Source organism: Sulfurimonas sp. HSL3-1 (assembly GCF_039645995.1).
GTDB lineage: Bacteria > Campylobacterota > Campylobacteria > Campylobacterales > Sulfurimonadaceae > Thiomicrolovo > Thiomicrolovo diazotrophicus.
Window position 1 is genome coordinate 1276202 of the sequence record NZ_CP147920.1, and the last position, 14107, is coordinate 1290308.

Sequence of the window (14107 nt, forward strand, 5' to 3'; positions counted from 1 at the left end):
TTATTGGGTTACGCTTTCGGGGCGATCATGTCGCCTGGAACCACGTATTTATCGAACTCTTCGGCACTCAGCAGGCCGAGATTGACCGCTTCTTCCTTGAGGGTCGTGCCGTTCTTGTGCGCCGTCTTCGCGATCTTGGCCGCATTCTCGTAACCGATGTGCGGGTTGAGCGCCGTGACGAGCATCAGAGAATCGTTCAGGAAGTGCTCGATGTTCTCTTCGTTTGCTTTGATGCCGACGGCGGCATTGTCATTGAAAGAGACGATGCTGTCGGCAAGCAGGCGGACGGACTGCAGGAAGTTATAGGCGATCACCGGCTTGAACACGTTCAGCTCGAAGTTCCCCTGGGACGCCGCGAAACCGATCGTTGCGTCGTTCCCCATCACCTGGCAGGCGACCATCGTCACCGCTTCGCTCTGCGTCGGGTTGACTTTGCCCGGCATGATCGAGGAGCCCGGCTCGTTTTCCGGGATCGAGATCTCGCCGATGCCGCAGCGCGGGCCGGAAGCCAGCCAGCGGACGTCATTGGCGATCTTCATCATATCTGCCGCCAGCGCTTTGAGCGCACCGTGGGCAAAGACGAGGGCGTCGTGGGACGTCAGCGCGTGGAATTTGTTCGGTGCCGTCACGAAGTCGTGCCCCGTCAGTTCCGTCAGTTTCGCTGCAACACGTGCACCCAGCTCCGGGTGGGCGTTGAGGCCCGTACCGACCGCCGTACCGCCGAGGGCAAGCTCGCGGACAGCGTCAAGGGAGTCCTTTGCCATTTTTTCGGACTTGGCAAGCATCTCGACCCAGCCGCTGATCTCCTGACCGAGGGTGAGCGGCGTCGCATCTTGCAGGTGCGTACGGCCGATCTTGACGATGTGCGCGAACTCTTCGCTTTTCGCCTGGAGCGTCGCCTTGAGTTTGGCGATCGCCGGGAGCAGACGCTCTTCGACGGCGATAACGGAAGCGACATGCAGGGCCGTCGGGTAGGTGTCGTTGGAGCTTTGGGACTTGTTGACGTCGTCGTTCGGGTGGACGAGCTTCTCCGTGCGGAAGTCACCGCCGAGGATCTCCGTCGCACGGTTGGCGAGCACTTCGTTGTTGTTCATGTTCGACTGTGTGCCCGAACCGGTCTGCCATACGACGAGCGGGTAGTTGCCGTCAAGCTTGCCCGCGAGCATCTCGTCCGCCGCCTGGGCAATCGCATCCGCTTTTTTCGCATCAAGCTTGCCCAGGTCTTTGTTGACCAGGGCAACCGCTTTTTTCAGATAGGAAAACGCGCGGGTGATCTCGTAGGGCATCGTCTCTTCGCCGATGCGGAAATTCTGGATAGAGCGCTGCGTCTGGGCAGCCCAGTACGCATCTTTGGGGACCTGCATCTCCCCCATCGTATCCTTTTCGATTCTGTAGTCCAAATTAGGCCTCCTCAAAGAATTTGTTTTCGTTCAGGGTGTCGATCAGGGTCTGAACAGAGCTGCACGAACGCGCGAACATCTCTTTCTCTTTCTCGTTGAGCGTTACTTCGATGATCTTTTCCGCGCCGTTGGCGCCGATCATGACCGGGACGCCGGAGACGACGTCATCGTAGCCGTACTCGCCCTCAAGGTAGACGGCGCACGGGTGGATCTGTTTCGTGTCTTTCAGGATCGCTTCGACCATGATAGCCGTGGATTTCGCCGGGGCGTAGTACGCCGAACCGGTCTTGAGGTAGCCGACGATCTCGGCGCCGCCGTGGCGGGTACGGTCGACGATCTCGTCGATTTCATCCTCGGTGAGGAGGTCGAAGAGCGGGACGCCCGCAACGGTGGAGTAGCGCGGAAGCGGTACCATATCGTCACCGTGGCCGCCCATGACGGAAGCGCGGATCTGTCCGCCGCCGTAGCCCAGTTTCTCCTGGATGAACGCCGCCATGCGGGAGCTGTCGAGGATCCCGGCCATGCCCAGGACGCGGCTGCGGTCGAAGCCGCTCTCTTTGAGCGCGACATAAGTCATCGCGTCCAGCGGGTTGGAGACCATAATGATAATCGCGTTCGGAGAGTATTTTGCAATGCCGCGCACGACCTCTTTGGTGATTTTGGCGTTGATCATCAGCAGGTCATCGCGGCTCATACCCGGCAGACGCGGGCTTCCGGCAGTGACAACGACGACGTCGCAGTCCGTGAGCTCTTCCATGCTCTCGGCGACGCTGACGACCGTGTGGCTGCGGACCGCTGCCGCCGCCTGTGACATATCGAGGGCCTTGCCCTTTGCGACTTCGATTTTATTGTCGCGGAGAATGATCTCATGGCATGACCCGAGCATTGCCAGTGAATACGCGACAGTGGCACCTACGTTTCCGGCGCCGACGATTCCAACACGTTTACCCTGATTCATTGTTGAAGTCCTTTTCGATTTTAGTGGCTCTTCTGCACCGATATACACATAAGCAATATGTGCGAACACACACCATTATGCATACATGGCAGAAGATTGTACATTATAAGTAAAATAAGGTTAAGTCCACTTCGTGAACCCAATAGAATGGTAGAAAGGTAACACTCACCTTTCTACCGTGTTCCGAAACGGAACACAAAATGTCGACTTAGAGCGCGTCGATAATCGCGTTGAGCGTGGCAGACGGGCGCATTGCCGCTTCCGCTTTCGCATCGTCCGGGTGGTAGTACCCGCCGATATCCTGTGCTTTGCCTTCCGCAGCCATCAGCTCTTCCATGATCTTCGCTTCGTTCTCTTTGAGCGCTTTCGCGACCGGCGTGAATTTTGCCTGCAGCTCTTTGTCTGCAGAATCCGCCAGCGCCGTTGCCCAGTACTGGGCGACATAGAAGTGTGACGCTTTGTTGTCCGGCTCGCCCGCTTTACGGCCAGGAGCCTTGTTGTTGTCAAGGTACTCCTGGTTCGCAACGTCAAGGGCAGCAGTCACTTCCGCCAGTTTGGCGTTCGGGTACTTCTGCTCGATCATGCGCAGAGACTCGGCCAGGGCGAGGAATTCACCCAGGGAGTCCCAACGGAGGTGACCCTCTGCCAGGAACTGGTCGACGTGCTTCGGCGCCGAACCGCCCGCACCGGTCTCGAACAGCCCGCCGCCCGCGAGCAGCGGAACGATGGAGAGCATTTTCGCCGACGTACCGAGCTCGAGGATCGGGTACATGTCGGTGAGGTGGTCACGCAGAACGTTACCGGTAACGGCGATCGTGTCTTTACCCGCACGGATACGCTCGTTCGTGAAGCGTGTCGCAGCGGCGATGTCCATAAAGTGAATCTCCAGACCGTCCGTATTGAACTCCGGCATATATTTTTTGACTTTGGCGATCATCTGCGCATCGTGCGCACGGTTTTCGTCCAGCCAGAAAACGACCGGGATCTGCTCGATCTGGCCGCGTTCGAACGCGAGGCGGATCCAGTCTTTGATCGGGATGTCTTTCGCGCGGGACATACGCCAGATGTCGCCCGCTTCACACTCAAAGCTCATCAGAAGCGTGCCGTCTTCCGCCGTGACCGTGACCGTACCCGCTTCCGCGAGCTCGAACGTTGTCGGGTGGGAGCCGTACTCTTCCGCCTTCTGTGCCATCAGGCCGACGTTCTGCATCGTTCCCATTGTCGTGACGTCGTACTGTCCGTTTTTGACACAGTCAGCGACCATCTCTTCGTGGAACATACCGTACGTGGAGTCCGGGATAACCGCGACACACTCGAGCGCGTCACCGTTACGATCCCACTGCTTGCCGCCTTCACGGACGACAACCGGCATAGAGGCATCGATGATGATATCGTTCGGCGCGTTGAAGTTCGTCGTACCCTTGTCAGAGTCGACCATCGCGATTTTCGGGCTGTCCGCTTCGACAACCGCCTGGAATGCCGCTTTGATTTCCGCCTCTTTCGCGTGACCCTTGATCTTCTTCTCAAGGTCGGACATACCGAGGTTCGGGTTGACGCCGACCTCTTTGAAAGTGTCCGCGTATTTCGCGAAGACGTCTTCGAAGAAGATTTCGAAACCGTGACCGAACATGATCGGGTCGGAGATCTTCATCATCGTCGCTTTGAGGTGGACCGACCAGATGACGCCTTTCGCTTTCGCGTCCTCGATCGTCTGCTTGTAGAACGCGCGGAGTGCTTTGACGGACATGAAAGTACCGTCGAGCACTTCGCCGTCAAGCGCATCGATTGTTTTGAGTTCGTTGCCGTTGAGGGCGATCGTGACTTTCTGGCCTTTTTCCATTGTGATGGACTTCTCGTTGCCGTAGAAGTCACCGTTGCCGTTCATGTGCGCGACATAGGATTTTGAGTTATCGGAGTACGCTTTGAGGCGGTGCGGGTTCTTCTGCGCATAGTTCTTGACGGCTTTCGCCGCACGGCGGTCGGAGTTGCCTTCGCGAAGAACCGGGTTGACCGCGGAACCGAGGCAGGTGCTGTACGTCGCCTGGAGCGCTTTCTCTTCTTCGTTCGCCGGATTTTCAGGGTAGTTCGGGATATCGTAACCCTGTTCCTGGAGCTCGGCGATACAGTCTTTGAGCTGACCAACGGATGCAGAGATGTTCGGCAGCTTAATAATGTTACCTTCAGGCTTCAGGACAAGCTCGCCCAGTTTTGAGAGTTCATCTTCACCTTTACCCATCGCGGCAAGGACACGACCGGCAAGTGAGATATCGCTTTGTTCCAGTTCAACGCCGCCCTCAGCGCAGAATTTGGAAGCAATCGGAAAGAACGAGTATGTAGCCAAAGCCGGAGCTTCGTCAATTTTCGACCAGATGATTTTAGACATTCTATATCCTCGAAGTGTGAAGTTGATCGGCATTACTAAATATAATTTAGAACCGCCGATTGAAAATTACACGGTCATCATATCACTTCAATCGTCTTTCATGCCAAATCAAGAATGAACGGGGGAGAATATTTAAATTGGTGTATCATTTAGTAACACGGTTAATATTGCGTAAGTGTGTAGAATAGTAACGCGTAAAGCGGTGCTTTCCGTCGGCGCCTTTCGTAAAATAGAGGTATTCCGTTTTGGCCGGAAAGATCGCCGCACGGATCGCGTCGAAGCCGACGTTGCAGACCGGCGCGGCCGGCAGACCAACATGCAGATAGGTGTTGTAGCCGCTCTTGTCCGATCGGATGCGCGCGGCGGTGATCTTTTCGTGGGAGTACGGACCGTAGTTGAGCGTCCCGTCCATCTGCAGCTTCATCCCCTTGGCGAGACGGTTGGCGATGACGGAGGAGACCAGCGGCATCTCCGCATTGTCCGCCGCCTCTTTCTGGATCACCGAGGCGATGATTATATAGTGGTACCATTTGCGTTCGTTGTAGAGGCCGAAGATCTTCTCCGACCAGGCCCGCTGTTTCGCCTCGGCATAACGCAGCAGCATCTGCACCGCGTCGGATTCAGTAATGCCGATGGGAAGCTGATAGGTATCGGGAACGAACGCCCCCTCCTCATAGGGGCTCTGTTCCCGGAACACTTCCATCAGCCGCGCCGGGTCAAGCCCGTGGCTCTCGGCGAGCTGCGTGAAGAAGACCTGGGTCGTCTCCCCGGGGACCAGGGTGACCGGTTTCATCGCCGCTTTGGAGGTCGTAATTCGGTAGAGGAAATCACCGTGGGTCATGGCCGTGCTTCCCAGGTCAATCCAGCCGTGCTGCGGCCGGCCGACGAAACGCAGCAAAAAGGCGTCCAGGCGGTTAAGCTGAGGGTTGGCGTGCTCAAGGTGTGTTATAATCTTGCGAATTGATCCCTGGGGAATATAAAGCACCTTCGATGTCGTGAGCCCCATATTCAGGTAATAGATGAACGACAACGCCATCAACAGAGCGATTGCACATACCCATTTTATGATCGTCGCGGTCATTGTTCTCTGTCTGGCCCTCATCACTGTCCTCTACCTTACCCTCTCAAGCGGTGTCCATCTGGGCAAGCTCAAACTCGGCCGCCTTTATGCGGAGAAATTATACCTGAAGTGGGACGATGCACTTCAAGTCGAGATCGACACGATCGCCCTCGCCCCATCCGACGCGCCCCAGGAACCCACCGACCTCCTTAGCCTCCAACAGCGCGTCTCCGCGGCGCTGCAGCACCTGGACGACCGCTGGATCGGCAGCCTCCGCATCGACCGCATCCGGCTCGGAAACGATCTTAACGCATCGCTCTTCTTCGACCCGCGCCGCCGCAGCAGTCTGCACGTCGCCTCCCGCGCCCAGGGGCACATCTCCATGACCCTTCTGCCGGTGCATAACGCGGACGCCTACAAACTGGAACTGTACGGCGACAGCAGCACGTTTGGCGGCACCTTCCGTTTCGAAGGCGTTCTGCAGCCCAAACTGAGCGAACTCTACCTGGGCGGCAGTATCGATGTCGCCGAGGATATCCACCTGCGCCTGGGCGTGCACGCCACCCGCGACGCCGTCACGCTGAACACCTTCTCGACCGAACCCTTTGCGAGTGTCGCGCCGATCGTGAAACCCCTGCACCTCTCGGACAAGGTCGAGCCGTGGATCGTCGCACGGGCCCAGGGGGGACCGGTGATGCTGCACACCCTGCAGACGACCCTCCCCTTCGCCGCACCGGCGAAAGCCTTCGACAATCTTTTCGGCCAGCTCACCTTCCATAACGCCCGCTACCATTTTGCCAATGATCCCGGGGCGTTTGAGCCGGCCCTGGCGGAGGAGGTTACCGTCCTTTTTGAGCATAAGGTCCTGAGGATCTTGCCGCACAATGCCACTTTTTACGGGGAACCTGGCGGCGACACCCATCTTGCCATCGATTTCAGCGGCAAAGAACCGCTGCTGAAACTTTCCATCCTGACCTCCGCACGCTTTACGCCGCCGCTGCAGCGTCTGACCGCTTCATACGGTGTCGACCTCCCCTTTACCCAGACCCGCGGCCTGACCGACACCAACCTGAGTCTGACCGTCAACCTTGCCCATACGCAGACAACCGCCAAAGGCTCCTTCAAAACGGCAAAAAGCCGTATCGACCTCTCCGGACTCCCCATCGACGTCTCCCGTGCCGCCGTCGATCTAAAAGATTCGGATGTGACCCTGCGCTCCGTGGAAGCTTTGCTCTTTGATGGCAACGTCACGGGTAGCGTCACCGGTGCATTCAACCCGGCCAAACATCGCGGGACAATCCGTTTCAATCTCGGCAACGTGCGCTACCCCGTCGGTAGTGCGCCCATCACCCTCTCTCCGGTGTCCGTCCCGCTGCATTTCGAATACCGCCTGGACCGGGGCGGCGACACCATACGATTTGACGCTTCCCAGTGGCACTATATGGAGCACAACCTCACGTGTGATGCCTTTACGGCCCCCTTTGACCTCAAAAAAGTGCGTTTGAACGTCCCCAAAACCGTTCTCGCGCTCGACCAGACGGCGCGGGCCACCGTGGAGGGCGAAATCACCCTTGCCCACCCCGCCGCCAGCCTGCTGCTGGACCTGACGTCACTGCATGCCGGCACCTTCGCCACCGGCCAGACGCACACCCTCTTCAATATTCGGGCCGACGAAAACCTCTCTGTCGTCAGCAACGCCACCACACACTGGTCCATGGACAAGACACCCCTCTCCGTCTCACCCTTTACCGTTTCGAAGCATAACGGCATTTTCCGCCTCTCCCCCGCCGTCGTTTCGATCGAACACCAGCTGACCGGCTCCGTCGAAGGCGTCTTTGAACCGGCGACGATGGCCACCGAGCTCAATGTCACCAACTTCCGCCTCGAGGACGAGGGGCTCGGCAGGCTGTTCCAGAATATGGATCGGTTCAGCGTCTATATCGTCCCCATCGACGACGAATACGATATCGTCATCCCTTCGATCAATATGGTCTACTCCACGCTGGGCAGGGGATGGCGGCTGCACTTCTTCTCCCTGGACGCCCTGACGAAACACTCCCCGCTGCTGCGCGATTACAACCTTACCGAGAGCACCATCTCCGTCTGGTCGGAAAACGGGAACTATCCCGTCGCCTTTAACGGGATCGTCGATTATCCCTACGCATTGACCGCCGTCAACGGCACACCGGTCAACACCTACCGTTTTCAGGGGAGTATCGAACAAAACGGCACCTTGGAGTGTTCGATCAACGACCGCATCAAAGTCCACAGCGGCGACACGATCCGCATCAGGACGAACGGGGTTGACTTCAGCCAGCCCGAACTGACCCGCTTCTACCGCGATCACCATTTCGATGCGGACAGCAATGCGAGCGAATCGAACACGTCGGTCTCCATCGATGCGAACGATACCGCCATTCTTTTCCCGGGCAAGCGTCAGGCCAAAGCCGACCGCATTACCATAGACTACAGTCCCAACCGCATTCTCGGGCAGCTCTATAAAGGGGGCGGCGGCGCCAAGCTCGATGTCAAAGGAGAGACCTTCTACCTCTTCGGCTACCGACTCGATGACGACTTTATGAACCATTTCTTCAACCTCTCAAAAGTCAAGGGCGGGACGCTGGACTTTTACATGATCGGAGAAAAAGACGATTTTAAAGGGCTGGCAAAGATCAACGATACGACCGTCTACGATTATGTGCTCTTCAACAATCTGTTCGCGTTTATCAATACCGTCCCCGCCCTGGTCACCTTCTCGCTGCCCTCCTATGAGACCAAAGGGATCAAAGTGCAATCCGCCTATACCGAACTCGCTTATCACAAGGGGGTGCTGACGGCATCCAACATCAAAATAGACAGCAAAGAGCTTGATTTCGCCGGCCAGGGGACCATCGACTACAACAAAGACCGCATCAAGATGCAGCTTACCGTCAAGACGCGGGCCGCGGAGAACATCCGCAAGATCCCGCTGGTCGGCTATATTCTTGTCGGCGACGACAAATCCGTCCTGACGACACTGAACATCAACGGTCCGCTGAACGATCCCAAGGTGGAGAACACGATCGCCAAAGACATCATCGTCAGCCCCTTCAATATCCTCAAGCGCACCCTCGACTTCCCCCTGCACTATCTCAAAAAACTGGACAGCGGCGCCGACGACGATGCCGATAAAGGAAAAGAGCCCCAGGAAGTCACCTCCGGCGTCCCTCCCGTTAATTGATACTCACTCTCAAAAAGTTACCATACGTGACAAAAATGTCCTTTCTCCTTCATTTTTGATAATGATTGTCATATCTATTGACTTTTTTGGGCACATTCCCTATACTTCACCCATAATTTTGGGAATGATTCTTGAAATCGTAAAAACAGAAAACACAACAAAAGGATAGGTGATGAAGCACATTGCACTTTCACTGGGAGCCGCCCTACTGGCCGGTACGACACTCTGCGCGGACGAACTGAGCGATCTGAAAGCCCAGATCGCCGAACTGCAGGAAAAAACGGATGCCCTGATCGACGAAACGTCGGACCTGAAAACGGGATTCAACTATACGACGGTCGATGCAAACGCCTCTGTCAACGGTATGGGCCCTGCAGCCTCAAAGGTCTACTACTCCAAGTCCCCGCTCTCCATCGGCGGCTACGGTGAAATGTACTGGTCTTCTCCGGACAGCGACGGCGCTGCCGGGGATGCCTATACGGACGTCTACCGTTTCGTGCCCTATATCGGGTACAAATTCAGCGATAACATCGTCCTCAATACCGAACTGGAATTCGAACACGGCGGCGAAGAGGTTGCCATTGAATTCATGTACATCGATTTCCTGCTGCATGAGGCCTTCAACCTCCAAGTCGGTAATCTCCTGGTCCCGATGGGACTGATCAACAAGCGCCACGAGCCGACGCTCTTCAACACGGTGCAGCGCCCGGACGTCGAAAAATACCTGATCCCTTCGACCTGGCACGAGACCGGGATTCTCGCCTACGGCAGTTTCAGCGACATCGGTCTTAGCTACACGGCCGGGATCATCAATGCCCTGGCGCTCAACAACGACAACAACATGCCCGGTTCCGTCAACAAGAAATGGATCCGCAGCGGCCGTATCGGCTCGGAAGAGAACGGCCCGATGCAGCGCGTCGGCTTCGTCGGACGCCTCGACTACCGCGGCATCAGCGGCCTGCTCCTGGGGACCTCCGCCTATTACGGCGCCGCGACACAGGGGCGCCCGAGCGGTGTCAACGCCTTTATGTACGACTTCTACGGCCAGTACGAAAAAGCGGGCTTCAAGCTCAAAGGGCTCTATACGGCCATGACCGTCTCCGATGCCGAGAAGATCTTCGCCGAAGCGGCGGACGGAGCGGAGGGGTACTACGTCAACGCGGAGTATGACCTGCTGGCGACACTGCCGACACGCTACCGCCTGCCGATCTTCGCACAGTATGAGAGCTATGATCCCGTCTCCTCCGTCGCCGGCGGTACCCGCCCGGACCTCGAGCAGACCAACACGACCGTGGGCATGAACTTCTTCCCCCACGAACAGGTCGTCCTGAAGGCGGACTACGTCATGACCGACTTCCACGACAGCGCGCTTGAAGACTACAACGTCTTCAGCCTCGGGATGGGCTTCGTCTTCTAAGGCGCCTCCCGCGCGCGCCCGGCGGGCGTTCCTTCTCCTTCCCGCTCCGCCGCCGTGTGTTATAATTTTTATACAAAACCGATCCTCAAGTCCCCGCAGCGGCGGGGATTTGATAATCCGTTTTGAAGAGAGATCCATGCTGAAAAAGTTGATAGTGACCCTGATTTTACTGAGTGTCGGCGCGGCAGCCGCCCCGCTGATCTCGCCGATTGATGCGATGCAGCACGCCTTCGGGGCGCAGAGCGAAGTGACGAAGAAAAACACGCTGCTCAGCAGCAAGCAGGCCGCTGCCGTCACCAAACGCGCCAAACTCAAGCTCGAGACGAAAATCTACCGCTTCTATACCGCCGTCCTTGACGGCAAGACCGTCGGATACGGTGTCCTGGTGACGCGCCAGGTCCGCCAGAAAGATGCCACGGTACTCTACATGATCACGCCGGAGGGCACGATCCGGGCCATCGAGATCATCGCCTTCAACGAACCGCCGGAGTATATGCCGCAGCACCCCTACCTCGAACAGTTCCGGGGCAAGGACGCCAACGCGACCCTGCGTGTCGGCAAAGACATCCCCACCGTCAGCGGGGCGACGCTCAGCGCGCGCAACGTCACCGACGGCGCCCGCCTCGCCCTGGCGCTCTTCGAAACCGTGATCAGGAAACGCTGATGCGCTTCACTCTCGTCAAAGACCTGCGCAGCGACGCGCTGATGCGTCCGCTGCTCAACGGACTGCTCCTGTTCGCAGGCACCTTTCTCGTCGCAGACGCCTTTCTCAAACGCGACCATATCGGACTCGACCGCGACACCCTCTCTGCGACCCTTTATGGTAACGAAGCGGAGTTCATCGACCCCGTCAGCGAGCACTTCGTGCTTGAACTCCTGCACAGCGACATCTTCTTTATGATGATGACCCTGCTGATCCTCTCTGCCGTCTACGCGCGCCTCTGCCCGTTCAAACGCATCGCAGCGGTCGTGATCAATATCGCCATGATCGCCGCCGCCGCCGACATCGTCCTCTTTGCCCTCGCCTATTACAAAGGCGAAGCCTATCTCCTGCCCTGGCTGGGCGCCTTCTGGCTCTGGCACGGCACAGCGCTTTTCATGGCCTCCGCCTCGCTGCTCTACCTGAACGTCCTCAAGAAGCCCTGATGCAGCGCGCCTACCGTTTCGCCGTCGTCTATTTCGCCCTCTTCGGGCTGCTGCTGCTCGCATCGGCCGCCGCCCTCTTTGCGAGCAAAATCGGCTTCTCCTTCCAGGGCATCGAGCTCTACTATCTCGGCAGTGACACGCTCCCGGGCAAAAGTGCTTACGGGCTGCTGGAGACCGCCGTGCCTCATCTGGGCGCCATGGGGCTTTTTATCATGGTGGGGGCGCACTTCCTGCTTTTCGCGACCGCTACCGCCAAACGGCGTACGATCCGGCTCGCGCTCGCGCTCTTTGCCGCAGCGCTCCTCGACATCGTCAGCGGCTACTTTATCGCCTCCGGAGCCACCCTCTGGGTCTGGGTCAAACTGGCGTCATACCTGCTGCTGAGCCTGCTGGGGACGCTGCTCATGCTTCAGTTGATCTACTACGCTTTTTGGCATAACTTGTCGCGGCAACGACATCCCCGATGATGGCACGGTGATACGCGAAGGGGGCCTTGATATGGCTGATGACATAGCGCCCCCCGGAGGTCGTCAGGACCTCGAGCGTTCCGACATCAATATGGTTTTTGAACCGTTCGCTGTAGGGCTTGATATAGATCGTCCGGATCTCCTCGAGGTTGATCGGGATGATCTCCCGGTTTTTGAACCCCTTGTGGATGATGAGGCGTTCGGGCGTCAGCACGCAGTGGTAATACTTCTTCTCCCGGATCTCCTGCAGATGCATATAGAAGGTGCGGATGATGAGCACCAGGCCGATCACCCCGATCTCGTACTCGTAACCGATAAACAGCAGCAGGGCGCCCAGTCCGTAGAGGGAGAGGATGCCGTTGTAGAACGTCTTTGATATCTCGGCGGCAACGAGGATCGTCTCCTCCGGGTGCAGCATCTTTTCAATCATCTTCATGGTTCCCCTCCCATACTTCAAGGTAGCGCGGAAGGTTCGCGCTTTTGACGATGCTGCCGTCGCTGTAGATGAGCACATAGCCCACCGGCAGGGTCCGCAAAAACGCGACGGCCTTTGGGGGCGGCATCACGGCCGCCGCCGTCGTCCAGGCATCGAGATCGCCGCTGCGTACCGTACCGACGAGGGTGATCGAGGCAAACGCGCGCTCCGATGCCCGCGTTTTCGGATCGATCAGGTGGTTATGGGTTTTGTCCCCGACAAACCGCCGGTAGTCGCCGCTCGTACTCATCCCCGTTTCCGGAGACAGGCTCATGAAGGTCATGAGGGTCCCTTCCGAAAAGGGGTCCTGGATCGCCAAGAGGCAGCGGCCGAGGCAGCGGATATCCCCGCTGAGCGCCACGGTGCCCTCCGCAACCCCGCAGTGACGGAGCGCGGCGGCGGCCGCGTCGATGCCCACCCCTTTGCCGAAGCCGCCGAAATCGAGCATCGCGCCGGGGGCGAGCCGCGCGGCTGTCGCATTGAACTCCAGCAGGTTCAGGCCGATCGGGAGGCCGGCGATTTCCGCCCTGTCCGGCACGCGTTCCGCTTCGCCGAAGCGGTAGGCCCCGCGGCTGAGGGCACCAATGGTGATGTCGAAGTAGCCGTCGCTCTGCACGTAGTAGCGCACCGCACTCTGCAGGGCGTCATAGAGCGTCGGCGAGATCGGCAGCGCCCCCGCATGATTGAGGCGGTAGACCTCCGCGGCGGGGTCGTACGACGAAAGCGCCTTCTCGACCGAGGTCATGGCGGCGAAGGCAGCATCGATGCAGCCCGCGGCGGTGTCCGGGACCGACACGGTGGCGAAGGTCCCCATCATCACACGGGTTCGTTCCGTCGCCTGCAGCGACGCGAGCAGACACAGCAGGGAGAGCAGAAACTTCATTTCAGACAATGTCCAGCAGCGCGGCAGGGTGCCCGATGACGATATCGCCTTCCCCCTCCGCGCTGAAGCCCCAGGTGGAGAAGATGCCCGTAATGCCGGCCAGGCGTGCGGCGTCGATATCTTTGCTGTTGTCGCCCACCATCCAGGCCCGATGCTCCTGAGGCCGGAACCCCAGGGCGTCGAGGATCAGGCGGAGCATCGCCGGGTCGGGCTTGGACGCCCCGGCGATGTCGGGGCCGATGATATGGTCGAAATAGTCCGCTAAGCCGAGGTGGCCGATCATCCTTGCGGCAAAGGTGCTCGGGGCATTTGTCGCGACGGCAAGCCTGACGCCCGCGGCGTGAAGCGTCTCGACCGTCTCGCGGATGCCCGGGTAGAGCACGGGATTCTGGATGCACTGCTCGTGGTAGTGGGACTCGAAGAGCGCGCGGTCGCGCGCCTCGTACTGCTCCGTCCCGTAAAAAAGTTTGGGCAGATTGCGCACAGGCCTGTTGATCCATGCGACGACGGTGCCGCTATCGATGGGAGGCAGGGCATGATTGAGCGCGCGAACGTGGTTGATCGAACAGGTAATATCATGCTGTGAATCGATCAGCGTTCCGTCCATATCAAAGATCACAATACGCATAGTTTCCTTCCCCGCAGGCAGTTTCGCGCTATTATAGCAAAGCGCCATGAGATGCGGCATATTGTGATTA

The 14107-nt window shown here is 58.2% G+C and carries 12 protein-coding genes; 5 read left to right on the forward strand and 7 right to left on the reverse strand.

All coding sequences use genetic code 11. The annotated features are described in order from the left end of the window. Positions 1-8: 8 nt before the first annotated feature. From fumC to mltG, 4 genes are all read right to left on the reverse strand, one after another. Entirely contained in the window at positions 9-1400 is a 1392-nt protein-coding gene (fumC, locus tag WCY31_RS06565; protein WP_345969037.1) for a class II fumarate hydratase, read from the reverse strand. Position 1401: 1 nt separating this feature from the next. Further along, on the reverse strand, positions 1402-2358 hold the full coding sequence (gene mdh, locus WCY31_RS06570) for a malate dehydrogenase (protein WP_345969038.1): 957 nt from the start codon (positions 2356-2358) through the stop codon (positions 1402-1404). A gap of 208 nt (positions 2359-2566) precedes the next feature. Continuing rightward, positions 2567-4741, reverse strand: a complete 2175-nt coding sequence (locus WCY31_RS06575; protein ID WP_345969039.1) for an NADP-dependent isocitrate dehydrogenase — start codon at positions 4739-4741, stop codon at positions 2567-2569. 145 nt (positions 4742-4886) lie between these two features. Continuing rightward, positions 4887-5783: an endolytic transglycosylase MltG gene (gene mltG, locus WCY31_RS06580; RefSeq protein ID WP_428837503.1), complete on the reverse strand. Its 897-nt coding sequence runs from the start codon at positions 5781-5783 to the stop codon at positions 4887-4889. Here mltG and WCY31_RS06585 point away from each other — a divergent pair. The 5 genes from WCY31_RS06585 to WCY31_RS06605 all read left to right on the forward strand — a co-directional run bounded on the left by WCY31_RS06585 (position 5761) and on the right by WCY31_RS06605 (position 12051). Next, entirely contained in the window at positions 5761-9021 is a 3261-nt protein-coding gene (locus WCY31_RS06585; RefSeq protein ID WP_345971724.1) for an AsmA-like C-terminal domain-containing protein, read from the forward strand. The genes mltG and WCY31_RS06585 overlap by 23 nt on opposite strands. A 172-nt stretch (positions 9022-9193) precedes the next feature. Beyond that, positions 9194-10438: a hypothetical protein gene (locus WCY31_RS06590; protein ID WP_345969042.1), complete on the forward strand. Its 1245-nt coding sequence runs from the start codon at positions 9194-9196 to the stop codon at positions 10436-10438. A 154-nt stretch (positions 10439-10592) separates the two neighbouring features. After that, the gene (locus tag WCY31_RS06595) at positions 10593-11102 is read left to right on the forward strand and encodes an FMN-binding protein (protein ID WP_345971725.1); all 510 of its coding nucleotides are present in this window, start codon (positions 10593-10595) and stop codon (positions 11100-11102) included. After that, entirely contained in the window at positions 11102-11584 is a 483-nt protein-coding gene (locus WCY31_RS06600) for a hypothetical protein (RefSeq protein ID WP_345971726.1), read from the forward strand. Before WCY31_RS06595 ends, WCY31_RS06600 begins: the two co-directional genes overlap by 1 nt. After that, positions 11584-12051 carry a hypothetical protein gene (locus WCY31_RS06605; RefSeq protein ID WP_345971727.1) on the forward strand — a complete coding sequence of 156 codons (468 nt, stop codon included), beginning with the start codon at positions 11584-11586 and terminating at the stop codon, positions 12049-12051. The genes WCY31_RS06600 and WCY31_RS06605 overlap by 1 nt, the downstream gene beginning before the upstream one ends. Here WCY31_RS06605 and WCY31_RS06610 read toward each other — a convergent pair. From WCY31_RS06610 to WCY31_RS06620, 3 genes are read right to left on the reverse strand one after another with little or no spacing between them, the layout of a single operon-like run. Continuing rightward, positions 11987-12487, reverse strand: a complete 501-nt coding sequence (locus WCY31_RS06610; RefSeq protein WP_345971728.1) for a hypothetical protein — start codon at positions 12485-12487, stop codon at positions 11987-11989. The genes WCY31_RS06605 and WCY31_RS06610 overlap by 65 nt on opposite strands. Then, on the reverse strand, positions 12474-13409 hold the full coding sequence (locus tag WCY31_RS06615) for an FAD:protein FMN transferase (RefSeq protein WP_345971729.1): 936 nt from the start codon (positions 13407-13409) through the stop codon (positions 12474-12476). Before WCY31_RS06615 ends, WCY31_RS06610 begins: the two co-directional genes overlap by 14 nt. 1 nt (position 13410) lies before the next feature. Continuing rightward, complete coding sequence (locus tag WCY31_RS06620) at positions 13411-14037, reverse strand: HAD-IA family hydrolase (protein ID WP_345971731.1); 627 nt, start codon at positions 14035-14037, stop codon at positions 13411-13413. Between the last annotated feature and the right edge of the window lie 70 nt (positions 14038-14107).